Raw genomic sequence first — 25,935 nt, 5'->3', positions numbered from 1 at the left:
CAGCCCGCCGACCGGTTCTCGGGAGGTGCCGATTCCCGCTAGACCACCGACAGCGACTGGCGCGCGATCTCGAGCTCCTCGTCGGTGGGGATCACGAGCACGGCGACGCGGGAGTCGTCGCTCGAGATGCGGCGGGCACCGCGGTCGCGAGCGGCGTTGCGCTCCGGGTCGAGCTCGATGCCGAGCCCCTCGAGCCCACGCAGGGCGCCCGCGCGCACGGCGGGGACGTTCTCGCCGACTCCCGCCGTGAAGACGATCGCGTCGACGCGGCCGAGCTGGGCGTAGAAGGCGCCGACGTAGTGGCGGAGGCGGTGGTAGTAGACCTCGAGCGCGGCGCGGGCCCGCTGGTCTCCTGCATCCGACGCCTCCTGCACGTCGCGCATGTCGCCGCGGCCGGAGAGACCGAGGAGGCCGCTGCGACGGTTGAGGAGCGTGTCGAGGTCGTCGATCGAGAGGCCGGCCTTGCGGGCGAGATGGAAGACGACAGCCGGGTCGAGATCGCCGGAGCGGGTGCCCATCACGAGGCCCTCGAGCGGTGTCATGCCCATCGACGTCTCGACGGAGGCGCCGCCGTCGACGGCGCACACGGAGGCGCCGTTGCCGAGGTGCAGGACGATCGTCTTGAGATCGGAGCGACGGCGGCCCAGGAAGGCGGCGGCCGCCTCGGACACGAACTTGTGCGACGTGCCGTGGAAGCCGTAGCGCCGGATCCGGTGCTTGTCGGCGAGCTCGACAGGGATGGCGTAGGTGGAGGCCTCCGGGGGGAGGGTGTGGTGGAACGCCGTATCGAAGACGGCGACGTGGGGGACGTCGGGGAACGCCTTCTGCGCCGCCTCGATGCCCTCGAGGTTGGCGGGATTGTGCAGCGGAGCGAGGTCGGAGAGGTCCTCGATGTTGATCTTGACGAGGTCGGTCACGACGGTGGGCTCGAAGAAGCGCTTGCCGCCGTGGACCACACGGTGGCCGACCGCCACCGGCGGGAACGCGTCGAGGCTCGGTCCGTGCTCGGCGAATGCGCGGATCATCGCGTCGAAGCCGGCCGTGTGGTCGGGGATGGGCGTCTCGAACTCGACGCTCTCGCCGTCGTGGCTGTGACGCGTGCGGCCCGTCTCCTCGCCGATCCGCTCGACGAGGCCGCTCGCGAGCGTCTCCTCGGTCGTCATCTCGATGAGCTGGTATTTGAACGACGACGAACCGCTGTTGACGACGAGGACGACGGACATGGGGGACTCCTGGGGGGTCGGGGTCGGAGGGGCGGCGACGCGGGTGGTGTCAGCGCACGACGGGGATGGCGGAGGTGGGCGGCACGATCGCCTGCGTCGCCGCCTGGATGGCGGTGATCGCGACGGTGTTGACGATGTCCTGCACGAGGGCGCCGCGGCTGAGGTCGTTCACGGGCTTCCTCAGCCCCTGGAGCACCGGGCCGATCGCGACCGCGCCAGCGGAGCGCTGCACGGCCTTGTAGGTGTTGTTGCCCGTGTTGAGGTCGGGGAAGATGAACACCGTCGCGCGCCCGGCCACCTGCGAGCCGGGCATCTTGGAGGCGGCGACGGCCGCATCAGCTGCCGCGTCGTACTGGATCGGGCCCTCGACGAGCAGATCGGGTCGGCGCTCGCGAACGAGCGCGGTCGCGGCGCGGACCTTCTCGACGTCGGCTCCTGCTCCGCTCTCGCCCGTGGAGTACGAGAGCATCGCGATGCGCGGGTCGATGCCGAACTGCTGCGCGGTCTCGGCGGAGGAGATCGCGATGTCGGCGAGCTGCGCCTCCGTCGGGTCGGGGTTCACCGCGCAGTCGCCGTAGACGAGCACGCGGTCGGCGAGGGCCATCAGGAACACGCTCGACACGACCGAGACGCCGGGGCTGGTCTTGATGATCTCGAAGCCCGGGCGGATGGTGTGCGCGGTCGTGTGCGCGGCCCCCGAGACCATCCCGTCGGCCAGGCCGAGCTGCACCATCATGGTGCCGAAGTACGAGACGTCGGTGACGGTGTCGTAGGCGTGGTCGTAGGTGATGCCCTTGTGCGCGCGGATGCGGGCGTACTCGTCGGCGAAGCGCGCGCGGTGCTCGGGGTCGAGGGGACTGAGCACGCGGGCGCCGTCGAGGTCGAGGCCCAGGCCGCCCGCGCGGGCGCGGATCTCCGCCTCCTCGCCGAGGATGGTGAGTCGGGCGATGCCTCGCTTGAGCACGGTGGCGGCGGCGCGGAGGATGCGGTCGTCTCCGCCCTCCGGCAGGACGATGTGCCGGTCGGCGATGCGGGCGCGCTCGATGAGGCCGTACTCGAACATCAGCGGTGTGACGACCTCGGAACGGCCGACGTCGAGCAGGGTCAGCAGCTCGACGACGTCGACCGCCTCCTGGAAGAGGGCGAGCGAGGTGTCGCGCTTGCGCGGCGAGTCGGCGGCGAGCCGGCCTCGCGCGGCGGTGACCCGCACCGCCGTGTCGTAGGTGCCGAGCTCGGTCATCACGATCGGCAGGCGCGTGTCGATCCCCTCGATCAGGCGCACGATCGGCTCGGGGAGTTCGAATCCTCCGTTGAGGATGATGCCCGTGACCGTCGGGAAGGTGCCGGAGGCGTAGGCCATGATCACCGCGAGGACGACCTCTGGCCGGTCGCCGGGGACGATGACCACTCCGCCCTCGGTGAGGCGCGGCAGGACGTTGACCATCGACATGCCTGCGACGACGACGCCGAGAGCCTCGCGGCCCAGCAACTCGGGGTCGCCGGCCACGACGACTCCGTCGACCGCCTCGACCAGCCGGGACAGGCTCGGAGCAACGAGGAACGGGTCCTCGCGGATGGCCCACACCGGGACCGGCACCGGGAGGCCCTCGCGGATCGCAGTGACCGCCTCGGCGGCGGCGGCGGGATCGGCCCGGTTCGCGATGACTCCGATGAGGCTGGCGTGCGCGGTGCGCAGCTCGACCGCGGCGAGCTCGGTGATCTGGCGCATCTCTTCTGGTGTGCGGGCGGGCGCCTGGCCGAGCTGCTCGCTGCGGGAGGGGTCGCGGCCGGTGAGGACGAGCAGCACCGGCGCGCCGAGATTGGCGGCGATGCGGGCGTTGTAGCCCAGCTCGGTGGGGCTGCCGACGTCGGTGTAGTCGGAGCCGAGGACGACGACGGCGTCGCACTGCGCCTCGACGCCCTTGTAGCGCTCGACGATGCGGGACAGGGCGGCCTCGCCGTCGGCGTGGACGTCTTCGTAGGTGACGCCGATGCAGTCCTCGTAGACGAGCCCGGAGTCGGCGTGGCCGAGCAGCATCTCGAGCACGTAGTCGCGCTCGGAGGTGGAGCGCGCGATCGGGCGGAAGACGCCGACCCGCTGCACCTGGCTGCTGAGCGCATCGAGGACGCCGAGGGCGACCGTGGACTTGCCCGAATGACCTTCGGCGGACGAGATGTAGATGCTCTGAACCATCGGATCCAGCCTACCGAGGGGGCACCTCCGCCTGGCTGAGTAGAGGCCAGAGAGCGAAGGGCGTCCACGTGCGGTGCGCTGTGGAGGAGCGTTCACCGAGGGCGCGGGCTGGACGACCGGGGCAGCGAGGAGGCCGAGCGAGGAGGCGCCCGTTAACGGAGAAAGACCCCCCGCGCACCCGCCAGAGCCCGGTTACCCTTGCTGCGTTTCCGCCCTGGGGGAGTTGGCCTGGATGGCGCCACGCGGGGAGCCGGAGGACAGTGTATCCGACACCAGGCCCGTGCGGGAGCGGCCTCGAGGCGCCATGGTCTGCGGGAGCCGCCGACACGGGCTAGTATCGATGAGTCGCGGCCCCGGTCGCGCCAGGAGGATTCGCCTAGTGGCCTATGGCGCACGCTTGGAAAGCGTGTTGGGTGAAAGCCCTCGGGGGTTCGAATCCCCCATCCTCCGCGAACGGTGTCCGTTGCTCTCGCCAGCACGGGCACCGTTTTCGTTCGTGCGGGCTCCGCGCGGGGTCAGTCGGCGATGCGCTCGAGCCACTCGTCGAGCAGGAGGCGCTCCCCCGGGCTGAGCGGCTCGATCCCCGGGAGGGCGGTGCGCAGCGCGACCGCGTGCGCGACGACGGCGCGGGCCGCGGGATCGGCGGGTCCCGCCTCCGCCGTGGTCACGGCCGCGAGGACGGACTCGCGCGAGCGGGAGGACAGCTCGTCGTCCGGCTCGGCGAGGGCGGAGAGCGTGAGGGTGCAGCCGAGCGCGGCGGACTGCACGAGGCGCGAGGCGCGCTCGACGTCGACGGTGAGGCGGCCGGCCTCCGCGACGGCGCGGACCGCGTCGAGGAGGACGCCCCGGGACAGGCGCGCCGCTTCCGACTCCTCCCCCGGTCGCGCCGTGAACATCAGCGCGTAGAGGTGCGGCTCGGCGAGACCGAAGGCGACGTGGTGGTTCCACGCGGCGCGCAGGGCGTCGACCGGGTCCTCGGGGGCCTCGCTCCGCTCGAAGTCGGCCAGGGCCGAGGCGAAGCCCGCGGCGGCGGCGGAGTCGAGCAGCCCGCGCAGATCACCGAAGGTCCGGTAGATGGTGGGCGCCTGCACTCCGGCCGCTGAGCTGATCGCCCGCGTCGACACCGCGTCCCGCCCGCCCTCGGCCAGCAGCTCCGTCGTCGCCCGGAGGATCCGCTCCCGCGTCGTCCCGCTCTCACTCACGCTACCGACGCTAACACGGAGCCGTTAGCACCATGCATCACGCCGGAAGGCCGTCAGCGGCGTCGCGCGGTCCCGAAGATCCCGCGCACCACCTCGCGCAGCAGCGTCTTACCGACGCTCGAGCCCAGGACCTCCTCGACCACCGTCTTGTCGCGGCGGGTCGAGCGGGAGGTGGGCGCGGTGCGGCGGCGGGAGCGCTCGGCGGCCTGGTCGGCGGCGCGCTCGGCGGCGGCACGTTCCTTGTCTCGGCGAGCGGATGCGGCGGCGTCCTCCTTCGCGCGCCGGGCCTCGTCCTTCGCGCGATCTGCCTCGTCGGCGGCGCGCTGCTCGGCGGTGACGCGCGCCTCCTCAGCGTCGGCGGCGGCGTCGAGCCGACGGGCGAGGATCTCGCGGGCCGACTCTCGGTCGAGCGCGGCGCCGTAACGGGCGAGGAGCGGCGAGCGCCGAACGCTCGCCTCGCGGTCGGCCTCGGGAGTGGGCTTCATCGAGCCCTGCGGGGCGCGCAGACGCGTCCACGCGACGGGAGTCGGAGCGCCGCGCTCGTTCATCACGGTCACGATCGCCTCGCCGATCGGCAGGGCCTGGAGCACCTCGCCGAGCTCGTAGTCGCTCTCGGGGTAGGTGGAGACGGTGGCGCGCAGGGCCTTCGCGTCGTCGGGCGTGTGCGCGCGGAGCTGGTGCTGGAGGCGCGAGCCGAGCTGGGCGAGCACCTCGCTCGGCACATCCTTGGGCGTTTGGGTGACGAAGACGATGCCGACGCCCTTTGAGCGGATGAGACGCACGGTCTGCGTGATCGCCGCGAGGAAGTCCTTCGACGCGTCGCGGAAGAGCAGGTGCGCCTCGTCGAAGAAGAAGACGAGTTTGGGCCGGTCGAGGTCGCCGACCTCGGGGAGGTCGTTGAAGAGATCGGCGAGCAGCCACATCAGGAAGGTGGAGAACAGCGCCGGCCTGTCGGCGACTCCAGGGACCTCGAGGAGGCTGACCACTCCCCGGCCGTCGGCGGCGAGACGGAGGAACTCGGCGGTGTCGATCTCGGGCTCGCCGAAGAAGACGTCGGCCCCCTGATCGGCGAACGCGATCAGCTCACGCAGGATCACACCGGCCGTCGCCTTCGAGAGACCGCCCAGCTCGGCGAGCTCGGCCTTGCCCTCGTCTCCGACGAGGTAGGTGAGGACGGCGCGGAGGTCGGAGAGGTCGACGAGCGGAAGCCCGGCACTCTCGGCGTAGTGGAAGACGAGGCCGAGGCTCGACTCCTGCGTGTGGTTGAGGCCCAGGACCTTCGCGAGCAGTAGTGGACCGAATCCGGTGACCGTCGCCCGCACGGGGATCCCGGTGCCAATGCCGCCGAGGGCGAAGTACTCGGCGGGAGCCGCCTCCGGGCGCCAGTCCTGGCCGATGCCGCGGGTGCGGGCGAGCAGAGCGTCGCTCGGAGTACCGGGCGTGGCCAGGCCAGAGAGATCGCCCTTGATGTCGGCGGCGAAGACGGGGACGCCCTGCGCTGAGAGCTGCTCGGCGAGGACCTGGAGCGTCTTGGTCTTGCCGGTGCCGGTCGCGCCGGCGACGAGTCCGTGGCGGTTGAGCATCCCGAGGGGGATGCGGACCGGGACGTCGGCGCGCGCCTCGCCGTTGACGAGGGCACCGAGCTCGAGGGCCGGCCCGGAGAAGGCGTAGCCCGAGCGCACGACGTCGACGGCGGCCTCGGCGAGCGGCCCGGCTGCGGGGGCCGCAGCGTCGGCGGAGACGGCCGGGGCCTGCACAGCGGCGGGAGCCTGGCTCGACGGTGCAGCCGACGGGTGCGCCTCCGGGGGTGTCTCGTCGGGATCGGCTGCCGCGTTCACCGCAGCGGCCGCCGCCTCCGCCCTCGCCAGCGCCTCCGCGGCCTCGGCCTGCAGTCGGCGGGCGGCCTCCAGGGCCGCGCGCGCCTCGTCCCTCGCCGCGGCGAGCACGTCGTCGTCACTCATGCGCTCAGCCTAGGGTCGGAGCCGATCCGTCCTCGCGCACGTGCCACGCCTGCCCGTAGCCGCCGTCGGCGACGGGCCGCGCCATCAACTCGAGGAACGGGGCGGCGTCGAGAGCCTCGGGGCCGAGCACGCCCGCGCCGGACCAGGCGCCCGTCGCCAGCAGCTCGAGGGCGATCACCGGGTTGAGCGCGGTCTGCCAGACGACGCACTGCGTGCCGTACTCGGCCATCGTCCACTCGTTGTCGCTCACGTGATAGAGGTACACCTCTCGGCGAGCGCCGTTCTTCGTGCCCGTCACGCGGACGCCCGCGCAGGTCTTGCCCGTCATCCGCGGGCCGATGCCGGCCGGGTCGGGCAGCGCTGCGGCGACGACGTCGCGCGGGGACACCAGCACAGGGCCGTCCACCGAGCGCACGCGCAGAGGCTCGGTGCGGTCGAGCCCGAGCAGATTCAGGGTGCGCAGAACGCCGATGAACTGCTCGCCGAGTCCGTACTTGAAGGTGACCTTCTTCGCGTCGAGCCAGCGGGGCATCAGCAGCACCTCCTCGTGCTCGACGTTCACGCACTCGACGGGGCCGATCCCCTCGGGGAACTCGAAGACCTCGGGTTCGGAGAAGGGCGGGGTCGTGTACCAGCCGCGGTCGCGCTCGAAGACCACCGGCGGGTTGAGGCACTCCTCGATGGTGGTCCAGATCGAGAAGGAGGGCGCGAAGATCTCGGCGCCGTTCTCGTCGCGCACCACGAGGTTCGCGCCGTCCCGCACGCCGAGCTCGTCGATCTCGTCGAAGAGGTGGTCGGAGGCGTAGCGAGCGAACACGTCCGACAGCCCGGGCTCGACGCCCATCCCGACGAGGGCCAGGCGACCGCGCGAGCTCCACTCATCGGCGGCGGCGAACTGCTCGTCGCCGAGCCGGACGCCCGTCCGTGCGTGCGGCTCCTCGGGGTGCGGGAGCGACAGGCTCATGGCCATGTCGAGGTAGTCGGCCTTGGCGGCCAGCGCTCCGGCAAAGACCGTCGGCACGAAACGCGGCTCAACCGCGTTCATCACGTGGGTCGCCCGGTGGGCTCGAGCCACGGTCTCGACGCTCCCGGCGTCGGAGGCGTCGATCCGCGCGACGACGAAGCGGTCGTCGACCCCGTGACGCTCGGCGATCCACGCGACCGTGCGCTCGGCCCGACCGAGCTCGTAGTCGCAGACGATGATCTGCTCGAAGAAGGAGCGACGGGCAGCGATCTTCGCGAAGGCGTCGCCGACGCCTCCGGCGCCGACCAGGAGGATTCTCATGGGGCTACCGTAGCGACGGATTCGCGTGCAGAACAAGGAGGAGACCGGGGAAACTGTGGGATTACAGCTCTTCTCGCGACGGAATCCGTCATCGCGGCGCCTCCGCTCTCTCGAGCAGGCGGATGAACCGGGAGAGCCGCTCGAGGGCGACCATCGAGGTCGGCAGCGAGGCTGCCAGGGCCGGCGAGTGCACGAGGTAGGCGGCCCACTGGGCCCGCGAGATCGCGACGTTGAGCCGGTTGGGCAGGAGGAGGAACTCGAGGCCGCGCGGGACGTCCGCTCCCGACGAGGCGGCGAGCGAGACGATGGCGACCACCGCCTCCCGGCCCTGGAAGAGGTCGACCGTGCCGACCGCGGTCTCCCCGAGCCCCGCGGCGTCGAGCGCGGCTCGCAGGAGTCCGCCCTGCGCGTTGTACGGCGCGACGACGATCACGTCCGCGGCGGTGAGGCTCCGCCGGCCGTGCTCGTCGACCCAGGTGCGGCCGATCATGGAGCGGGCGATCTCGACGACGCGGCGCACCTCGTCCGGCGAGGACGTGGTGTCGCCGGCGTGCACGACGGGCACGGAGTGCAGGCCCGGTGCCACGCCCTCGAGGCGGCGCTCGCGCGGCGCCCGCGAGACGAGCGCGCCCTCGTAGGAGAGCTCGGAGACGGCGGCCGCCAGAGCCGGGTGCATCCGGTGGGTCTGCGCGAGGAAGTAGCCGTACTCGGCAGGGAGGACGTCGTGCCCGTCGGCGAGCCAGCCGAGTGCCGACTCATCGACCGGCTCGGGGTGCGAGCCCTGGCTGACCTGCGGCAGTTGCTGCGGGTCGCCGAGCAGGAGCAGGCGCTGCGCGGCCACGGAGGAGGCGATCGTCGGCGCGAGCGAGAACTGGCCCGCCTCGTCGACGACGAGCAGATCGAGGGAGCGCCGCGCGACCGCGCCCGCGTTCGCGAACGTCCACGCAGTGCCTCCGACGACGCAGCCGCCGTCCTCCTCGAGGACAGCGGCGAGCGCTGCCGCGGTCGCGACCGGAGTCCACATCACGGCCTCCAGAGCCTCGGCCGGACTCCTGCCCTTGGGCCGTTTCACGACGCGCGACGGATCCACGCCCCGGCCGACGACCGCCGTCAACACGTTCTCGACCACCGCGTGGGACTGGCCGACCACACCCACGCGCCAGCCGTGCTCGCGCACGAGCCGGGCGATGACGTGCGAGCCGACGTAGGTCTTGCCGGTGCCCGGCGGACCCTGGACGGCCAGAGTCGCCCGCTCGAGCCCGAGGAGGGTGGCGACGACCGCGCCGATGACGTCGTCCCCGGCGATCGGGACGACGGCTCCGGGCGACACGCGGCGCAGGATGTCGAGCGCCGGGTCGGGCAGAAACCGCGGCAGGGCGTCGAGCACCTCCTCACCCCACGCGGCGATCGCCTCGGGCTGCGGGGTCGCGCGCGGTGGCGGAACGGGCGCGAGGGCAACGGGAGCGTCGTCGTGGGGTTCCTCCCCCGCCTTCAGACCCTCCTTGACGAGCAGGACGATCCTCTCGCCGTCCTCGTCCACCGCGAGGATCTCGGAGCGGTCGGAGGCTCCGCGGAGACCCGGCCCGGGCGACGGTGCGCCGGCAGGCGGCGGCGCCTCGTAGACGAGGTAGGGCGACGAGCCGATGCTCAGCCGGCTGCCGGGAGCGAGCCGACCGAGGATCCGCAGCTCACGCGACTCCGTGCGTGCCCTCGGCGGTCTCGACCAGTCCCGGACCACCTCGACCCGGTCGACCACGACGACGTCGCGGGTCTGGGCCCACTCGTCGAGCGGCTGACGGAGCCGGTCGAAGTGCTCCTGCCAGAACGTCTTGGCCTCGCGGCGGTGGTAGTCGATCGCCGCGCCGGCGAGGGCGAGCGCGGTCTGATCCGCTGTGCGCTCGCGCGGCTCGACCCCCTCGACCCGCTCGAGAAGGGCGACCGCGACCGGATGCGGCTCTCGCGGAACGGGGATGTCGACCTCGACGAGCGGACGCTGCTCCTCGCGCGGCGGTGCGAGCGAGAGCAGCCAGTCGCGCAGCCGCAGGGTGGAGCGGCAGTCGTACGCGTTGTACTCGGCGACGAGGTCGAGCTGCCGCTGCCCCTCCTGCGGATCCTCCGCGAGGGCCGCTCGCGCTCGCACGTAGGCGTCGATGCTGTCGGCCGCGGTAGTCACTCCGGAGGTGTCGCGCGCCTGCTCACCCATGTAGAGCGGCTCCAGTTTCTTGAGCGAATAGCTGCGCGACCCCACCCGCAGGGCCCGCCGGACGACCGGGTAGAGGTCGACCAACACGCCCTCTCGCAGCAGGGCGTCGACCTCCTCCTCACCGACGCCGTGCCGGAGTGCGAGAGAGAGCAGGTGCGTGCGCTCGTAGGCGGCGTAGTGGTAGACGTGCATCCGCGGGTACTGCTCGCGGCGCTCGCGCACCAGCGCCAGGAAGTCGAGGAGCGCCCGCCGCTCGGCGGCGAGGTCGTGCGCCCACAGGGCGGTGAACTGCTCGCGCTCGTCGACCATCCCGAAGAGGTAGTCGAGCCCCCACTCCCGGTTGTCCTCGGTGTGCAGCGGATCGCCCTCGAAGTCGAAGAAGAGGTCTCCCGGATCGGGAGAGGGCAGCGCGGCCAGGACGGCGGGATCGACGAGCTCGACGGCCGGCACGGGCGAGGATTCGGACCGCAGCTGGAGCCGCGCCTGCGCGCGCAGCGACTCGAGGCTGCCTGAACCCATCCCGGGAACCGGCCCGACGTGCTCGGCGAGGGCGTCGAGCGTCATGACGCCGGCCGCGGCGAGCGCGGCACGCTGGTCGAGCCGCAGACCGGCGACCAGGAGCGGATCGCGGTGCGCCTGCACCTCGGGCGCGCACACGGCGCAACGTCCGCAGGAGAGGTACCGCGGGTCTCCCCAGGCGAGCGGCGCTGAGGCGGCGAGCCGCTCCTCCAGGACGGCGCGCAGCCGCGCACGCTGCACGCGCTGCACCGGCGCGACGACCGCCAGCTCGTGGCTCGTGACGGAGCCGTCTCCGAGCACGAGGTGCACGCGCTCGCCGACCCGGATGCCGCGCGCCGCCATCTGCTCGGCGTAGGCCGCGAGCTGGAGGAGCGCGGGGATCTTCGCGTGACGCGCGAGCTTGGTGTCGTACACCTCGTAGGCGCCGTCGGCGGTGCGGAGGAGGAAGTCGGAGAACCCGAGGAACCCGCCGTCGTAGAAGGTGGCCTGGTAGAGCACGTCGACTCCGGCGCGCATCGCCTCGACCGCGGCGTCGGCCGCCGCGGCGTAGTCGGCCGGTTCGGGCCGCGCGAACTCGACCACCCGGTGCGACTCCTTCAGCTCGGCGAGGAAGCGGCGCTCGTGCTCGTCGCCGAGAGCGGCGGTGCGCTGGAGCAGGGAGTCCTCGGCGATCTCGAGACGCGGTGCGCGCCCGAGCACCGCATCGAGGCGGCGGAGGACCGCCCACTCGCACGCCGCCCAGTCCGAGAGATCGCTCGGGCTCGTGACCACGCGGCCGGATTCCAGGTACACGCGACTCCTTCCGCGACCACCGGACGGCGACCGCCTCCAGGCTAGGGCGACCCTCCGACACCGGGCCGCCACGACCGGTCGCGAACGGGCCTCCGGGGACGGAGCCCGTCCTGCGCCCGCTCACGCCCCGGAGCGGGAGAGAGGGGTGCGAGAGCCGCGAGTGCGTCAGCGGGAACGGCGGACCCAGATCGGCGGATGCGGCAGCTCCGACTCCGTCCGCAGCCGCCCCGCGAGGGGCGCCCAGACGACCAGCGCGACTCCGATGCCCAGCAGCAGGCCGCCGACGGTGTCGCTCAGCCAGTGCGCACCGAGATACGTGCGGCTCGCCATCATCGCCAGCGTGTAGAGGAAGCCCGCGATCCAGACCCAGAGCAGCGGGAAGATCAGCGCCAGCACCATCGCCGTGGTCGCGGCGTTGGCGGTGTGACCGGACGGGAAGGAGCCGTAGTCGCTGGTCACCAGGATGTCGGCGGGCCGCTCACGACCGACCAGCTCCTTGACGAGCTGGGTGGCGCCCACGCTGACGAGCGCCGCCACCGCGTAGTACAGCGCGGCCCACCGTCTCCGGAACACGAGCAGGACGACGACGATGGCCAGAGGGATGACCGCCGTGCCGACGACACCGGCACCGACGGTGTTCATGATCAGAGCGGGGACGTCCCAGACCGGCGAACGGTGCTCGACGATCTCGTCCATCCACTCGACATCGACGCCGAACGCGGCGGTCGGGCGGGCGACGATGAGCACGGCCAGGAGCCCGGTGAGCAGCAGTGCCAGCGACGCCGAGACCAGCGGCCAGCGACGGGAGACGCGGTGCGCGGCCTCCCGGCTGAGCAGCCGCGCGGCGACCCCCTCCGACGGGACCTGCTCGCCGAGCCTCTCGCGTTGCACGGCGTCGGGGCGGGCGATGCCGGGCTCGGTCCGGAGGCGGTCGTCGCGGTGTTCCATCCGGACATGATGCCCTCACGCGGGGCCTCAGCGCTGGGGCTTGCGGCGGCGGTCGGGCACGCAGTCGCGAGCTCCGGCTCACGGACGGCTCACCGGAGGAGGCGACACCCGAGGCACGTCGAGCGCGGGGCGCCGGTCGGCGTCAGTCCTGGAGGGCGGGCACGCTCCGGGGTCGGACGATCAGCCAGAGCGCCAGGATCGACACCGCCGCGGTCGACATCATCACCACGGCCATCGGCACGGCGGAGGCGGCACCGAAGATCCCGGAGATCGGTGAGAGCAGACCCGCGGTGCCGAAGTTGACCGCTCCGAGCAGCGACGCAGCGGTGCCCGCCTCCCGGCCGTGGTTCACCAGGCCGAGCACCTGCACGCACGGAAAACTGAAACCGCAGGACGCGATGAAGAACCACAGCGGCACCAGGGTCCCCCAGAGTCCGAGTCCGAGGACGTCGAAGAGCGCGATCAGGCCGGCGGAGGTGAACAGCGTCACCGTCGTGATCGCGAGGATCCACTGCGGTCCGATGCGGCGGCTGAGGTACGACGAGGCCTGCACGCCGAAGACGACGCCGAGCGAGTTGACCGCGAACAGCAGTCCGTACTGCTGCGCATCGAATCCGTAGAGGCCCTGGAACAGGAACGACGAGCTGGAGAGGTAGGTGAACAGTCCGGCGAAGGTCATCCCTCCGATCACCGCAACGCCGACGAAGACGCGGTCGCTCAGCACGGCCCGGTAGCGCTGCACGAGGGAGGTGCGCTCGCGCTCGTGGCGGGCGGCGCGCGGGCGGGTCTCGACGATGAGCAGCGCCACCGCGGAGACGACCAGCACGCCGTAGGCCGCGAGGAAGACGAAGATGCCGCGCCAGTCCATCACCAGCAGCAGCTGCGAGCCGATCACCGGGGCGAGCACAGGCGCCAGCCCCGACACGAGGGCGAGGCGCGAGAGCATCCGCACGAGAGGCCGCCCGCCGAAGAGGTCGCGGACCATCGCCATCGCGACGACTCCACCCGCGGCGGCTCCGGCTCCCATCAGGAGGCGGAAGACTCCGAGCGTGACGATCTCGGGAGCGAGCGCCGCACCGACGCAGGCCAGCACGTGCAGCGAGGTCGCGAGCAGGATCGGGAGGCGTCGCCCGACCGCGTCGCTCCACGGCCCGACCACGAGCTGCCCGAGCGCGAAGCCGAGGGTGGTGCCGGTGAGGGTCAGCTGCACCGCTGCCTCCGACACGTTCAGCTCGCTCTGCAGCGCGGGGAACGCCGGGAGGTACAGGTCGATCGTGAAGGGGCCGAGCGCGGTCAGGGCGCCGAGGACGATCACGTAGATCAGGCGCTGGCGGGCCGAGAGGGCGTCGCCCGGGTGGCGGTGCACGGGTATCGATCCGGTGGGCGTCGAGGCGAGAGTGGACACGCATGCCTTCCTGCGCGGGGCGCAGCGGGGTGGGAGGAGGAGGGTCGGCCGGTGTCGTCCTCGGCCTGAGCGGTGGTCGGCCACGGCATCGCGCCGGCCGGTCGAATCAATTCGACCACGAGCGGCGGCTCGGCGCCACCTCCGGTCGGCGGCAGGCGCGAGATGCGCGGGGCGCCGACGTCAGACCGGGTGCAGCGGCGTGGCGAGCGGATCAGCGAGCAGGTGCTCGAACGCGAGCTCGGCCGCTCCGAGCATGAGCAGGTCGGCGCCGAGCTCGGTGCGGACGATGCTCACGGAGTCGAGCGCGACGCGGAAGGGACCGCCCCGGGCGAGCCGCTGCTCGAGGACACCCGGCGCGACTCCGATCAGAGCGCCCAGGAACCCGCCGAGAACGACCAGCTGAGGGTTGAACACGTTGATGACGTTGCGCAGCGCCACCGCGAGGTGGCCGAGCTGCCGCTCGACCTCGGCCCGCACGGCGGGGTCGTCGGAGGCGGCCAGCGCCTCCTCGAGCCGCTCGCTCTCGTCGAGTCCGAGCACCGTGAGCAGCTCGGCGCGCCCCACCTCGGTCTCGAGGCAGCCGACGGCGCCGCAGTGGCAGTCGACTCCGGCACTGTTGACCAGGGTGTGGCCGATCTCGCCCGCGTAGCCGTCGATGCCGTGCAGCGGCGCGCCTCCGACGATGACCCCGGCGCCGACGCCGCTCGCGCCACCGTTGAGGTAGACGAGGTGGGAGACGTCGCGGCCGGCGCCGAGGACGCTCTCGGCGAGCGCGCCGAGGTTCGCGTCGTTGGCCGAGAGCACGGGAAGGCCCGTGGCGTCGGCGAGCATCCGCGAGAACGGCTCGTCGCCCCAGCCGAGGTGCGGGCCGACCCGGACCAGACCGTCGGCGTCACGCACGAGTCCGGGGACGGCCACACCGATCCCGACCGTCCGGGTGTCCTCCGGGAGCTCGGCGAGCAGCGCGGTGACCGCCTCGGCGGCCAGGCGCGCGGCGGCCTCGGCGGTGGGCACGGAGACGGCGAGGCGGAGGCGGTGGCGCACCGTCGCGTCGACTCCCACCACCGCGACAGTGACGGCATCGATCTCGGGATTCACGGCGAGCGCCACCACACCGGGCGCCGCCTCGACGATCGGGCTCGGCCGACCGACCTGGTTGGGCGTGGCCGGCTCGCGCTCGCGCACAATGCCCAGCTCGACCAGCTCGCCGACCAGCGCGGCGATCGTGGAGCGGTTCAGGCCCGTCAGGCGGGTCAGCTGCGAGCGGGAGCGCGGCCCGCCGCGGTGCACGAGCCGCAGGATCGCGGAGAGATTGTGGCGTCGCACCCGGTCGAGGTTGTTGCCGCGCGTGGCGTGGTCGGGCATTCCGCGGTCTCCTCTGCTTGCGGAGGTCAGCCTATCCGCGGAGGAGGAGCCTGCCACGCGATGTGACATCGGCCGCTCAGGCGGCGGAGCCGGCCCCGACGGCACGCCAGCTCCAGGAGCCGTTCGGCCCGTCCACCGTCACCTCGCCGCCGGAGCGGGACACCGTGAACACCGTCTCCTTCCCCGTGTCGTGCGCGACGACCCGGACCGGCGTCACGCCGTCCACCCCCGGGAACACCCGCAGCTCGAGTCCGTCGAGGTAGTCGTACTCGGCCGCGTCCTCGCGCGCGCCCACCGGGATCACCGCGCCCTCGCGCACGTACAGCGGCAGAGAGTCGAAGCCGTGCCTCTCGCGGCGCCACCCCCCCGACGAGTCGATCGTCTCGCCGGTCCACCAGCTCGTCCAGCGCCCGCGCGGCAGGTAGAACTCGACCGTTCCGTCCTCCGTGAAGACCGGGGCGACGAGGAGGTCGTGCCCGAGCAGGTACTGCGTGTCGAGGTGCGCGGCGTTGCGGTCGTCCTCGAACTCGAGCGCCATCGGCCGCATCAGCGGGAGGCCGGTGCGCGCCGCCTCCGCCCCCGCCGCGTAGAGGTAGGGCATCAGCGACAGCTTCAGCCGGGTGAAGCGCCGAGTGACGTCGACCGCCTCCTCGTCGAACGCCCACGGCACACGCACCGAGGAGGAGCCGTGCAGCCGGGAGTGCGACGAGAGCAGGCCGAACGCCAGCCAGCGCTTGAAGACGCCGGGATCGGGCGTTCCCTCGAAGCCGCCGATGTCGTGCGCCCAGAAGCCGAAGCCGCCGAGCGCGAGCGAGAGTCCGCCGCGCAGGGTCTCGGCCATCGACACGTACGAGGAGGTGTTGTCTCCGCCCCAGTGCACCGGCAGCGACTGGCCGCCGACCGTGGCGCTGCGGGCGAAAAGCACGGCCCGACCCTCGCCGAGCTCCTGCTCGAGCACCTGGTGCACCGCACGGTTGTAGAGCTGCGTGTACCAGTTGTGCATCGCCTCCGGATCGGCGCCGTCCGCCCAGACCACGCCCGACGACGGGATCCGCTCGCCGAAGTCGGTCTTGAAGGAGTCGACGCCCTGGCGCACGAGGACGCGCAGCTTCTCCTGGAACCAGGCGGTCGCCTCCGGGTTCGTGAAGTCGATCAGGGCCATGCCCGCGACCCACATGTCCCACTGCCAAACGTCACCGGACACGGTGCGCAGCAGGTAGCCCTTCTCGCGTGCCTCGGCGAACAGGGGCGACGCCTGCGCGATGTAGGGGTTGATCCACACGCAGGTGTGCAGCCCGCGCTCGTGCAGGCGGGCGAGGATCCCCTCGGGGTCGGGGAACGTGCGCGGGTCCCACTCGAGGTCGGTCCACTGGAACTCGCGCATCCAGAAGCAGTCGAAGTGGAAGGCGGAGAGGGGCAGCTCGCGCTCGGCGAAGCCGTCGATGAAGGAGTTGACGGTCTCCTCGTCGTAGCTCGTGGTGAAGCTGGTGGTCAGCCAGAGGCCGTAGCTCCAGGCCGGTACGACGGAGGGGCGGCCCGCCAGGCCCGTGTAACGCCGCAGCACCTCCTTCTTGGTGGGGCCCTGGATCACCAGGTACTCCAGCGCCTCGCCGCCGACCGAGAACTGGACGCGCTCGACCGCCTCCGAGCCGATCTCGAACGAGACGAGGCCCGGGTCGTTGACGAGCACGCCGTAGCCGCGGCTGGAGAGGTAGAACGGCACGTTCTTGTAGGCCTGCTCCGACGAGGTGCCGCCGTCGGCGTTCCAGACGTCGACCGACTGGCCGTTCTTGACGAAGGGGCCGAAGCGCTCGCCGAGTCCGTAGACCAGCTCGCCGACGCCGAGGTCGAGCTGCTCGTGCACGTAGGCCCGGCCGTCCGGCCCGGTGAGGTAGCCCTGCGCCTTATGGCCGGAGCCGGTGAGGCGCGTGCCGGTCGAGGTGTCCCAGAACTCGAGCGACCAGGGCGCGCCCTGGGCCACGCGGACCTCGAGGTCGCCGGTGCGCAGCACGCCGCCCGCCTCCGCCACGCTCGCCTCCCCCACCGCGCCGTCGACCAGCTCGAAGCCGGGCCGAGTCGCGGTGCCACGCCAGTGCTCGATGCGCACCTTCGCGACTCCCTCGGCCGGCGACGAGATCGTGACGGTGAGGGCCGGGCGGTTGAGCACGTCACCCCGGCTCTGGATGACGCGGGTCGGTGCGATCACCTCGAGCGAGGCGCCGTCGGTGCGGATGTCGTAGGCCTCCTGCGCGAACAGGGGCGAGAATCCGGCCCGCGTCTGCCAGAACCCGTCGGTGAACTTCATGAGGGAGCCTTTCGATGGCGCGCCGGCGGGTTCCGGGCGGGGACCCGCCGGCGGTGGAGGGGGAGGGCTACTTGACCGCGCCGGCAGTGATGCCGCGGGTGAGGGTGCGCTGGAAGATCAGGAAGAAGACCAGTGTCGGGAGCAGGCCCAGCAGAGCGCTCGCGCTGGTCGTGGTGACGTCCATGATCTTGTCGCCCTGGAGGCTCGAGATGGCGATCGGCACGGTCTGCGTCGCATCGCTCACCAGGAACACCAGCGGGATCAGGAATTCGTTCCAGGTCCAGATGAAGAAGAAGATCATCAGCACCGAGAGAGTGGGCCGCGAGATCGGGACGATCACCCGGGTGAGCACCTGCCACTTCGAAGCGCCGTCGAGAGCGGCCGCCTCGAGGATCTCCTTGGGGAAGGTGCCGTACACGCTCGAGAGCAGGTAGGTGCCGAACGCCGACTGGACGACGGTGAAGATGATGATCACCGACAGCTGGCTGTCGTAGATCCCGACCGCCTTGAACATGTAGTACAGCGGGTAGAGCAGGGCCTCCTGCGGGAGCATGTTCGCGAGCAGGAACAGGACGATGATCCAGCTCCGGCCCCGCACCCGCCCGATGCCGATCGCATAGGCGTTGAGCACCGAGAGGGCGACCGCGAGGATCGCGACCGACCCCGAGATCAGAATCGAGTTGCCGAGCTTCTCGGGGAAGTTCACCCGACTCCAGAAGGTCGACAGACCGTCGAAGGAGAGACCGGTCGGGAAGGCGAGCGGCCCGTTCGCCGAGTACTCGGCCGGAGTCTTGAACGAGTTGAGCAGGATCAGAAGCACCGGGCTGATGATCACCAGTCCGATCACGACGGCGGCAGCGAGGATCACCCAGTCGCCGACGGTGCGTTTCGTGGCTCCCCTGGGTGGGCGCGGAGCCCGCTTCGACACCGTCAGATCGGTGTCCGCCATGCCGGCCTGGGTGACGGGCAAGGTCTCGATGGCCGACATCAGCGGGCTCCTTCACTGCGCTCGACGCGCTCCTGGGCACGGATGAACAGCACGGCCAGGATCACGATGACGATCGTGAGCGCGGTCGCGATGGTCGCGCCGTAGCCCACCTGCTGCTTCTGGAAGAACTCGGTGTAGGAGTAGTAGGAGGGGACGATCGTCGCATCACCGGGTCCGCCGCGGGTCAGCGCGTAGATCGGGCCGAACACCTTCAGCGCTGCGATGGTGCAGGTCAGGGTGACCACGAAGATCTCGGGACGGATGATCGAGACGGTGATCCAGCGGAAGCGCTGGTACCAGTTCGCCCCATCGAGCTCGGCGGCCTCGTAGAGCTCGGGATCCACCCGCTGGAGCGCCGCCATGAAGATGACGACCGGATAGCCCAACTGCACCCAGATCATCACGACCATGATCGAGAGCATCGCTGTGTCGGGCTTGCCCAGCCAGTCGTGGGCGAGGGAGCCCAGCCCGACAGCCTCCAGGATCGAGTTGAGCGCGCCGTTGTCGGGACGCAGGATCCAGCCGATCACGATCGCGGCGATGACGGTCGGCAGGATCTGCGGCAGGTAGTAGGTGGCCCGGAGGAAGCTGGCGAGGCGCCCGCCGAACTTCTTGCCGACGAGATCGAAGAGGATCGCGGCCAGCAGCAGGCCCAGGAGGGTCGGCACGATCACCATCGCGATGATCATGGAGACGGAGTTGAGGAACGAGGTCCAGAACTGGCCGTCGCCCATCAACTCGATCCAGTTGTCGAGGCCGATGAAGATCGGCGGCTTGATCCCCCGCCACGAGGTGAAGCTGATGTACACGTTCCACACCAGCGGGATCAGCACGATGAACGCGAACAGCACGAACCCGGGGATCAGGTAAAGCCAGTAGCCGCCGGAGCGCTTCTCGCGCGGCGGCGTCGTGGGAGGCGGCGCGCTCTCCGCGCGACGAGGTGCAGTCGTCGTCATGGGTACTCCTACTTCGGACGGGTTCGTGCGGTGGGCTGCCGCGAGATGCCACTTGGGTACGGGTTCGACGGCGTGTCGCGGACCCAAGTGGCATCTCGCGGAGGGGGGTGGGGATGAGGGGGCAGGGCTACTTGATATCGTCGACCCCGTCGTCGTACTTCGACTGGAGGTCCGAGAGCATCGAGGACTCGTCCGTGGAGCCGTTGATGAGCTCCTGGGTCGCGGCGACGAGGTCGTCGTAGAAGGTGGCGGTCGGCCAGTCCGGGTAGAACGAGAGCTGGTCGCCCTCGACCACCGTCTTCCACTGCGAGAGCAGCTCCTTGCTCTTCTCATCGGTGATGGCGGTCTCGTCGACGACCAGCGGGATTCCTCCGTTGTTGCCGATGAGGTTCTGGATCTCGGGGCGCATGGTGATGTCGATCCACTTGTAGGCGAGATCCTTGTTCTTCGCCGTCTCGGGTACCACCCAGTGGTTGCCGGCGGAGCCCATCGTGAACTCGGCGCCCGGGAACAGGAACGTGTTCCAGTCGAATCCGGTGATCTCGGTCGTGAAGCGGCCGAACCACCAGGAACCCGAGAAGAAAATTGGGTACTCGCCCGAGATGAACGCCGTGCCCGCGTCCTCCGCCTTCAGGCCGGAGGCATCGGCCGAGAAGTAGCCCTTGTCGACGTAGGTCTTCAGCTGGTCGGCGGCGTAGCTCCAGGCCGCGTCCTCGAAGTCGACCTCGCCGCTGTAGGTCTGGTAGTCGGTGATCCAGGAGCGGTCGGCCTTGAGCAGCGCGAGCTGATAGAAGAGCTGCTGGAGGGGGTACTCGGCCCCGGCCTCGGCGAGCGGGGTGATGCCCTTCGCGACGAAGGCGTCGAGCACCGCGATGAACTCCTCGTAGGTCGTCGGCACCTCGAGGCCGTTCGCGACGAAGGCATCCTGGTTGTAGTAGACGAAGGTGAATTCGCCGTAGTTCGGGATCCCGTACCAGGAGCCGGAGCCCATGATGCCGTTCTCGTCGTACTTGGCCGTGGTCTGCAGGGCGCCGGGCACCAGTGCGTCCCAGCCGTAGAAGGTGACCGCCTCGTCGAGGTTGGTGAGCAGCCCCTGGCTCGAGAGCAGTCCGCTGGTGGCGTTGCCCTTGTTGTACTCGACGACGTCGGGCGCCGAGCTCGAGTTGAAGATCTGGCTCGCGCCGGTGCGCAGCTGCTCGAAGGCCTTGAACTCGTAGGCGATCTCGGCGCCGGTCTCCTTCGTGAAGATGTCGCGGGCAGCGAACCAGGCGATGCCTCGGTCGCTGTCAGGGGTCTCGAAGTCCCACATGGTGAGGGTGCGGCCGGCGCCGTCGACGGAGGTCGAGAGCGCGTCGGAGCCGGCGTCGGAGCCTCCCCCCGAGCAGGCGGCCAGCGCGACCATCGCGCTGAGGCCGACACCGCCGGCGAGCAGGTTGCGCCGGCTGAGGCCTGCGGCGGGGCGGTGGAACGCGGAGCTGGATCGGAGCGACATGGCGGGGGTTCTCCTTCGAACGGGTGCTGCGGTAGGGGATGAGGGAGCGCTCTCTGCTGAGCGCGAGTCGTCGAAGCGTTTCGACAGTGCGCCGCGGGCAGAGAGGAGAGGAACAGGCAGAGGGGTCAGAGGGTCGCCGGCACTCGCGCGCCAGACGGGGCGAGCGCGAGGGATCCGCGATCGACGTAGGAGGGCGGGAGCAGCTCGACGCCGGCGGTGCGGCCGGAGTCGATCTGCTGGAGGGTCCGTGCGACAGCCGCGCGGCACATCGCGTCGAACGGGAGCGGGAGGCTGCTGGTAGGGATCGGGAGGGCGCCGCCGTCGTAGCTGGCGCAGGCCGCCAGGAGCGAGAGGTCGCCGGGAACGGAGAGACCGCGCTCGGCGATCCGCTCGATCGCCGCCTCAGCGACGGGCTCGTTGCAGTGCAGCACGAGGGCGGTCGGGGCGATGGGGGCGGCGAGGACCGCGTCGACCGCGGCCGAGGCGCTGGCGCGGCCGATATGGGGACGCTCGACAGCGACAGCGACACCGAGCCCCCTCGCCTCGGCGCGGAACGCCTCATCGAAGCGGCGGACGAAGCCCGCGTTGCGGTCGGTGTAGGACTGCGGGTGCTCGAGCAGACCGAGGGAGCGGTGACCCAGCTCGACGAGGCGGCGGACGCTCTGTCGCGCCGCCTCCGCGAAATCGAGGTCGACGCAGGCGAGATCGCGGGAGTCGGCGGGCACGCCGATGAAGGTCGCCGGCGCCCCTGCCTCGCGGATCAGCTCGGCGCGGTCGTCGTCGTCATCCACTCCCATCAGCACGATGCCGTCGACGAGCGACGAGGACGAGACGCGGCCGATGCCGCTGGACGCTTCGTCGGTCACGAGCAGGAGCACGTCGTAGTCCGACTCGCGGGCCCGCTCGAGCACTTCGGTGACGAAGCGCATGTGGGTGGGGAGGTGCAGCTCGCCGCGCATAGGTGCCGAGAGAGCGAGGATGTGCGTCCGCGCTCCGGCGAGCATCCGGGCTCCAGCGTGCGGCCGGTAGCCGAGCTCGCGCACCGCGTCGTCGACCCGCTGCCGGGTGGTCGCGGCGATGGACCGCTTGCCGGAGAGAGCGTAGGAGACGGTGCTGATCGAGACTCCGGCAGCGCGGGCCACGTCGTGGATGGTCGCCATCGTTCCTCCTGCCGGACATCGTCGTCGGACCCGGAGAAGGCTCGAAGCGCTTCGATCGGGCTGTGCTGCTGAGCACTGTACGCAGAGTCGAAGCGCTTCCGCAACAGGTTTGTCGATCAACCCGACATATCGGTCGGCGGAGTCGTCCGACCACTCCCGAGCATTGCGCCGACGCGACGGGGTCGATATGTTGGCCACAACAACAATTCGGCGACGTCGCCGGAAAGGATTCGGATCCATGTCTCTGACCCCCACCCGCGCCGACAAGTTCTCGTTCGGCCTCTGGACCATCGGCTACAACGGCACGGACCCGTTCGGCGGACCGACCCGCGAGCCCCTCGACGTCGTGCACGCAGTCGAGAAGCTCGACGAGCTCGGCGCGTACGGTCTCACCTTCCACGACGACGACCTCTTCGCCTTCGGCTCCACCGACGCCGAACGCCAGACCCAGATCGACCGTCTGAAGGGCGCGTTGGAGTCGACCGGCCTCGTCGTGCCGATGGTCACCACCAACCTCTTCAGCGCCCCGGTCTTCAAGGACGGCGGCTTCACCTCGAACGATCGCGACGTCCGCCGCTTCGCGCTGCGCAAAGTCCTCCGCAACATCGACCTCGCCGCCGAGCTGGGCGCGAAGACCTTCGTCATGTGGGGCGGCCGCGAGGGCGCCGAGTACGACTCCGCCAAGGACATCCGCGCCGCGCTCGAGCGCTACCGCGAGGCCGTCAACCTGCTCGGCGACTACGTCACCGACAAGGGCTACGACCTCCGCTTCGCGATCGAGCCCAAGCCGAACGAGCCCCGCGGCGACATCCTGCTGCCGACCCTCGGCCACGCGATCGCGTTCATCGACTCCCTCGAGCGCCCCGAGCTCGTGGGAGTGAACCCCGAGGTCGGCCACGAGCAGATGGCGGGCCTGAACTTCACCGCCGGCATCGCCCAGGCGCTCTACCACGGCAAGCTCTTCCACATCGATCTCAACGGCCAGCGCGGCATCAAGTACGACCAGGACCTCGTCTTCGGCCACGGCGACCTGCACAACGCGTTCTCGCTCGTGGACCTCCTCGAGAACGGCGGCCCCGGCGGCGTCCCGACCTACGACGGCCCCCGCCACTTCGACTACAAGCCCTCGCGCACCGAGGACGAGACCGGAGTGTGGGACTCGGCCGCCGCCAACATGCGCACCTACCTGCTGCTCAAGGAGCGCGCCGCGGCCTTCCGCGCCGACCCCGAGGTGCAGGAGGCGCTCGCGGCCGCGAAGGTCGCCGAACTCCTGACCCCGACGCTGAAGGAGGGCGAGTCGTACGACGACCTGCTCGCGGACTCCGCCTCCTCCGAGTCGTTCGACACCGACGTCTACCTCGGCGGCAAGGGCTTCGGCTTCGTGCGCCTGCAACAGCTCGCCACCGAGCACCTGCTCGGCGCCCGCTGACCCCGACCCGCCCCGCGATCCGTCGCGGGGCGACCCCTGACGGGCGAGGTCCCACGCCGCCGCGCGGGGCCCCGCCCGTCGCCGTCTCTCGGCGCGACTGCGCCGAGCACCACAGCACAGGAACGGATATGCGATGACACTCGTCGCCGGAGTCGACTCCTCGACCCAGAGCTGCAAGGTCGTCGTGCGCGACCTCGAGACCGGGGCCGTCGTCCGCACCGGTCGGGCCGGTCACCCCGACGGCACCGAGGTCGATCCGGCCGCCTGGTGGGAGGCGCTCCAGCGCGCGCTCGCGGACGCCGGCGGACTCGACGACGTCGCCGCGATCTCCATCGGCGGTCAGCAGCACGGCATGGTCGTGCTCGACGAGGACGGTGCCGTCATCCGCCCCGCTCTGCTCTGGAACGACACCCGCAGCGCTGCCGCCGCTGCCGCGCTGATCGAGGAGCTCGGCGCCCAGGCCTGGGCCGAGCGCACCGGATCGGTGCCGGTCGCCTCCTTCACCGCCACCAAGCTCCGCTGGCTGCGCGACGCCGAGCGTGAGAACGCCGCCCGCGTGGCCGCCGTTGCGCTCCCCCACGACTGGCTCACCTGGCGCCTGCTCGGCTACGGCCCCGACTCCCCTCGCGGCCCGCGGCTCGACGCGCTGACCACCGACCGGTCGGACGCGTCCGGCACCTCCTACTGGGGTGCGGACGGCTACGACCTCGACCTGCTTGAGCGTGCGCTCGGCCACCGGCCGCAGCTCCCCCGCGTCCTCGGCCCGTCGGAGGAGGCGGGCCGGACCGACAGCGGCATCGTGGTCGGCCCCGGCGCAGGGGACAACGCGGGCGCGGCGCTCGGGCTCGGAGCGGGTCCCGGCGATGTCGTGGTCAGCATCGGCACGAGCGGCACCGTGTTCGCGGTGACGGACGACCCGGTGCGCGATGCCTCAGGAACCGTGGCGGGCTTCGCGGACGCGAGCGGACGGTTCCTGCCGCTGGTCGCCACGCTCAACGCCGCGCGGGTTCTGGCCTCGACCGCGACCCTGCTGGGCTGCGACGTCGATGGCTTCGCCGCGCTGGCGCTCGAGGCGGAGCCGGGGGCCGGCGGCCTCGTGCTCGTCCCCTACTTCGAGGGCGAGCGCACCCCGAACCTGCCCGAGGCGACGGCGAGTCTGCACGGGATGACCATCGCATCGACCACCCGCTCGAACCTCGCGCGCGCGGCGATCGAGGGCATGCTCTGCGGGCTCGCCGACGGGCTCGACGCCGTGCGCGCACAGGGCGTCGAGGCGCGGCGCATCCTCCTGATCGGCGGAGCCGCGCAGAACCGCGCGGTGCAGCTGGCCGCCTCGCAGGTGTTCGATGTGCCCGTCGTGGTGCCGACTCCCGGGGAGTATGTGGCCGACGGCGCCGCCGTCCAGGCCGCGTGGGCGCTGACCGGCTCGCGACCGGACTGGGCCCTCACCTCGGTGGCCGAGCCATCACCGGACCATCGACCGGAGATCCGGGACCAGTACGCGGCCGCCCGCGCCTGAGCGCCGGCCTCCCCCGCCGCGCCCCCGGGTCGCGACCCGCCTCCGCAAGCCCCCGAGAACGGGGAGGAGAAGAGCGCTACGCTCATTACTCAGCTAGCTGACTAATGGAGGAGCGAGATGACTGCCACACGAACCCCCGACCGCACCGACCGCACTCGGCAGGCGGTCGTCGCCGTGAGCGCAGTGCTCGCCGTCATCGGGTCCTTCATCGGCTCGGGCGCCGCGGGTGGCACGCAGATCCAAGACGCGGCCGGAGGCGCGCTGACCGCGTCCTCGACGCCCGTCGCGCCGGACGGTCCCGCCTTCGCGATCTGGAGCGTGATCTACGCCGGTCTCATCGCCTACGCAACCTGGCAGTTCCTGCCCTCGCAGGCCACACGGGAGCGCCACCGGCGGCTCGGCTACTGGGCGGCAGCGAGCCTGATCCTCAACGCCGCATGGATCCTGGTCGTGCAGGCCGGCCTGCTCACGCTCAGCGTCGTCGTGATCGCCCTGCTGCTCGCCGTGCTCGCCCGCATCTTCGTGATCCTGCGGGCGACCCGTTCAGGCGGAGCGGTCGACGCCGTCGTGACCGACGGAACCTTCGGCCTCTACCTCGGCTGGGTGTGCGTGGCGACGGCGGCCAACGTCACGGCCGGCCTGGTCGGGGCCGGAGTCGGCAGCGCCGACGGGCCGGGCGCCGCAGCCTGGGCGGTCGTCGTCCTCGCCGTCGCCGCCCTGGTCGGAGTGCTCCTCGCCGTCACAGGCCGCGGCCGGATCGCTCCGATGCTCTCGCTGTGCTGGGGACTCGTCTGGGTCGCCGTCGGCCGCTTCGCCGGAGAGCTCATCTCGGTGCCCGCCGGGATCGCCGCACTGGTCGCCGCCGCCGCCGTCCTGGCGGTCACCGTCCTCGTCCGCGTCACCGCGGATCGCCGGGTCAGCGCCGCCTGAGCCTGCACAACGAAGGCTGAGCGGCCGGGAGAGCCCTGGAGACGGGCACCCCGGCCGCT

At 71.4% G+C, this 25,935-nt stretch carries 17 protein-coding genes, 1 tRNA gene and 1 other RNA gene; 4 read left to right on the top strand and 15 right to left on the bottom strand.

Annotated features, from left to right (window positions below; all coding sequences use genetic code 11):
- Nucleotides 1-38: 38 nt before the first annotated feature.
- The 3 genes from GSU10_RS03995 to ffs form a co-directional block, all read right to left on the bottom strand.
- Nucleotides 39-1,223, bottom strand: a complete 1,185-nt coding sequence (locus GSU10_RS03995; protein WP_132504472.1) for an acetate/propionate family kinase — start codon at nt 1,221-1,223, stop codon at nt 39-41.
- A 49-nt stretch (nt 1,224-1,272) separates the two neighbouring features.
- A complete protein-coding gene (pta, locus tag GSU10_RS03990; protein WP_068211672.1) occupies nt 1,273-3,417 on the bottom strand; it encodes a phosphate acetyltransferase in 2,145 nt (714 codons plus the stop codon).
- A gap of 158 nt (nt 3,418-3,575) precedes the next feature.
- Nucleotides 3,576-3,672, bottom strand: an RNA gene (gene ffs / locus GSU10_RS03985) — signal recognition particle sRNA small type.
- A gap of 110 nt (nt 3,673-3,782) precedes the next feature.
- Here ffs and GSU10_RS03980 point away from each other — a divergent pair.
- Nucleotides 3,783-3,867: transfer RNA gene (locus GSU10_RS03980), tRNA-Ser, on the top strand.
- Nucleotides 3,868-3,932: 65 nt separating this feature from the next.
- On the opposite strand, the gene GSU10_RS03975 is transcribed toward GSU10_RS03980, so the two are convergent.
- The 12 genes from GSU10_RS03975 to GSU10_RS03920 form a co-directional block, all read right to left on the bottom strand.
- Entirely contained in the window at nt 3,933-4,619 is a 687-nt protein-coding gene (locus GSU10_RS03975; RefSeq protein WP_068211675.1) for a TetR/AcrR family transcriptional regulator, read from the bottom strand.
- Nucleotides 4,620-4,672: 53 nt separating this feature from the next.
- Nucleotides 4,673-6,580, bottom strand: a complete 1,908-nt coding sequence (locus tag GSU10_RS03970; protein WP_132504470.1) for a helicase HerA-like domain-containing protein — start codon at nt 6,578-6,580, stop codon at nt 4,673-4,675.
- Between the two features lie 4 nt (nt 6,581-6,584).
- Nucleotides 6,585-7,865, bottom strand: a complete 1,281-nt coding sequence (locus GSU10_RS03965) for a saccharopine dehydrogenase family protein (RefSeq protein ID WP_068209332.1) — start codon at nt 7,863-7,865, stop codon at nt 6,585-6,587.
- A gap of 88 nt (nt 7,866-7,953) precedes the next feature.
- Nucleotides 7,954-11,379, bottom strand: coding sequence for a TM0106 family RecB-like putative nuclease (locus tag GSU10_RS03960; protein WP_132504468.1), 3,426 nt, complete (start codon nt 11,377-11,379; stop codon nt 7,954-7,956).
- A gap of 165 nt (nt 11,380-11,544) precedes the next feature.
- Entirely contained in the window at nt 11,545-12,327 is a 783-nt protein-coding gene (locus GSU10_RS03955) for a phosphatase PAP2 family protein (protein ID WP_082845030.1), read from the bottom strand.
- A 142-nt stretch (nt 12,328-12,469) separates the two neighbouring features.
- A complete protein-coding gene (locus tag GSU10_RS03950; protein ID WP_199220823.1) occupies nt 12,470-13,732 on the bottom strand; it encodes a multidrug effflux MFS transporter in 1,263 nt (420 codons plus the stop codon).
- A 180-nt stretch (nt 13,733-13,912) separates the two neighbouring features.
- Nucleotides 13,913-15,097 carry an ROK family transcriptional regulator gene (locus GSU10_RS03945; protein WP_068209329.1) on the bottom strand — a complete coding sequence of 395 codons (1,185 nt, stop codon included), beginning with the start codon at nt 15,095-15,097 and terminating at the stop codon, nt 13,913-13,915.
- Nucleotides 15,098-15,173: 76 nt separating this feature from the next.
- Nucleotides 15,174-17,402, bottom strand: coding sequence for an alpha-xylosidase (yicI, locus tag GSU10_RS03940; RefSeq protein ID WP_068209326.1), 2,229 nt, complete (start codon nt 17,400-17,402; stop codon nt 15,174-15,176).
- A gap of 67 nt (nt 17,403-17,469) precedes the next feature.
- The gene (locus GSU10_RS03935) at nt 17,470-18,390 is read right to left on the bottom strand and encodes a carbohydrate ABC transporter permease (protein WP_153038797.1); all 921 of its coding nucleotides are present in this window, start codon (nt 18,388-18,390) and stop codon (nt 17,470-17,472) included.
- Nucleotides 18,390-19,346: a carbohydrate ABC transporter permease gene (locus tag GSU10_RS03930; RefSeq protein WP_068209323.1), complete on the bottom strand. Its 957-nt coding sequence runs from the start codon at nt 19,344-19,346 to the stop codon at nt 18,390-18,392. The genes GSU10_RS03935 and GSU10_RS03930 overlap by 1 nt, the downstream gene beginning before the upstream one ends.
- Nucleotides 19,347-19,473: 127 nt before the next feature.
- Nucleotides 19,474-20,838 carry an ABC transporter substrate-binding protein gene (locus GSU10_RS03925; RefSeq protein ID WP_132504466.1) on the bottom strand — a complete coding sequence of 455 codons (1,365 nt, stop codon included), beginning with the start codon at nt 20,836-20,838 and terminating at the stop codon, nt 19,474-19,476.
- A 125-nt stretch (nt 20,839-20,963) separates the two neighbouring features.
- Nucleotides 20,964-21,998 (bottom strand): LacI family DNA-binding transcriptional regulator, encoded by a 1,035-nt coding sequence (locus GSU10_RS03920; protein ID WP_158286074.1) that lies wholly within the window; start codon nt 21,996-21,998, stop codon nt 20,964-20,966.
- Between the two features lie 238 nt (nt 21,999-22,236).
- Between GSU10_RS03920 and xylA the strand changes: the two genes are divergently transcribed.
- From xylA to GSU10_RS03905, 3 genes are all read left to right on the top strand, one after another.
- Nucleotides 22,237-23,427 (top strand): xylose isomerase, encoded by a 1,191-nt coding sequence (gene xylA / locus GSU10_RS03915; protein ID WP_068209320.1) that lies wholly within the window; start codon nt 22,237-22,239, stop codon nt 23,425-23,427.
- A 133-nt stretch (nt 23,428-23,560) separates the two neighbouring features.
- The gene (gene xylB, locus GSU10_RS03910; protein WP_132504462.1) at nt 23,561-24,946 is read left to right on the top strand and encodes a xylulokinase; all 1,386 of its coding nucleotides are present in this window, start codon (nt 23,561-23,563) and stop codon (nt 24,944-24,946) included.
- Nucleotides 24,947-25,063: 117 nt separating this feature from the next.
- Entirely contained in the window at nt 25,064-25,876 is an 813-nt protein-coding gene (locus tag GSU10_RS03905) for a tryptophan-rich sensory protein (protein WP_068209317.1), read from the top strand.
- Nucleotides 25,877-25,935 lie beyond the last annotated feature (59 nt).

The sequence above is a fragment of the Rathayibacter tanaceti genome (genome assembly GCF_009834165.1).
GTDB lineage: Bacteria > Actinomycetota > Actinomycetes > Actinomycetales > Microbacteriaceae > Rathayibacter > Rathayibacter tanaceti.
Note: the sequence above shows the minus strand (reverse complement) of the source record. Positions and strands in the feature narration are given on the sequence as shown.

Excerpts from the sequence above, each read along its gene's own strand:
- GSU10_RS03995 (WP_132504472.1), bottom strand. The coding sequence starts at position 1,223 with ATGTCCGTCGTCCTCGTCGTCAACAGCGGTTCGTCGTCGTTCAAATAC.
- pta (WP_068211672.1), bottom strand. The coding sequence starts at position 3,417 with ATGGTTCAGAGCATCTACATCTCGTCCGCCGAAGGTCATTCGGGCAAG.
- GSU10_RS03970 (WP_132504470.1), bottom strand. The coding sequence starts at position 6,580 with ATGAGTGACGACGACGTGCTCGCCGCGGCGAGGGACGAGGCGCGCGCG.
- GSU10_RS03965 (WP_068209332.1), bottom strand. The coding sequence starts at position 7,865 with ATGAGAATCCTCCTGGTCGGCGCCGGAGGCGTCGGCGACGCCTTCGCG.
- GSU10_RS03955 (WP_082845030.1), bottom strand. The coding sequence starts at position 12,327 with ATGGAACACCGCGACGACCGCCTCCGGACCGAGCCCGGCATCGCCCGC.
- GSU10_RS03945 (WP_068209329.1), bottom strand. The coding sequence starts at position 15,097 with ATGCCCGACCACGCCACGCGCGGCAACAACCTCGACCGGGTGCGACGC.
- yicI (WP_068209326.1), bottom strand. The coding sequence starts at position 17,402 with ATGAAGTTCACCGACGGGTTCTGGCAGACGCGGGCCGGATTCTCGCCC.
- GSU10_RS03935 (WP_153038797.1), bottom strand. The coding sequence starts at position 18,390 with ATGTCGGCCATCGAGACCTTGCCCGTCACCCAGGCCGGCATGGCGGAC.
- GSU10_RS03930 (WP_068209323.1), bottom strand. The coding sequence starts at position 19,346 with ATGACGACGACTGCACCTCGTCGCGCGGAGAGCGCGCCGCCTCCCACG.
- GSU10_RS03925 (WP_132504466.1), bottom strand. The coding sequence starts at position 20,838 with ATGTCGCTCCGATCCAGCTCCGCGTTCCACCGCCCCGCCGCAGGCCTC.
- GSU10_RS03920 (WP_158286074.1), bottom strand. The coding sequence starts at position 21,998 with ATGGCGACCATCCACGACGTGGCCCGCGCTGCCGGAGTCTCGATCAGC.
- xylA (WP_068209320.1), top strand. The coding sequence starts at position 22,237 with ATGTCTCTGACCCCCACCCGCGCCGACAAGTTCTCGTTCGGCCTCTGG.
- xylB (WP_132504462.1), top strand. The coding sequence starts at position 23,561 with ATGACACTCGTCGCCGGAGTCGACTCCTCGACCCAGAGCTGCAAGGTC.
- GSU10_RS03905 (WP_068209317.1), top strand. The coding sequence starts at position 25,064 with ATGACTGCCACACGAACCCCCGACCGCACCGACCGCACTCGGCAGGCG.